Source organism: Acinetobacter sp. ANC_7635 (assembly GCF_056779945.1).
Window position 1 is genome coordinate 1 of record NZ_JBWYIS010000044.1, and the last position, 322, is coordinate 322.

At 37.9% G+C, this 322-nt stretch carries 1 protein-coding gene; it reads right to left on the bottom strand.

The features are described 5' to 3' along the window. On the bottom strand, positions 1-322 hold a 322-nt coding region (locus AC1M89_RS14805; protein WP_481614401.1), incomplete at both ends, for a hypothetical protein.

Sequence of the window (322 nt, forward strand, 5' to 3'; positions counted from 1 at the left end):
GTTTTTAATGCAGCATCCGCAGCGTCTAATTCATCAGATGCTTTTTTAACTTCTTCTTTAGTTACATTTTTTGATGGATCGCGACCATCAGTAACGAGTTGTAAAGCTTCATTAATTTCTTTTTGAAGTGCATCACGTGTTTCATCAGTATATCTTGCTGACTCTTCTAACTTTGCATTGTCATTAAGTTTAGTCTGAAGGTCTTTCGCCTTCGTCTCAAGCGCAGTTAATTCCGCTTCTGTTGCTAATGAGTCTTCAAACTCTTGTTGTGCATTGGTTTTTAATGCAGCATCCGCAGCGTCTAATTCATCAGATGCTTTTT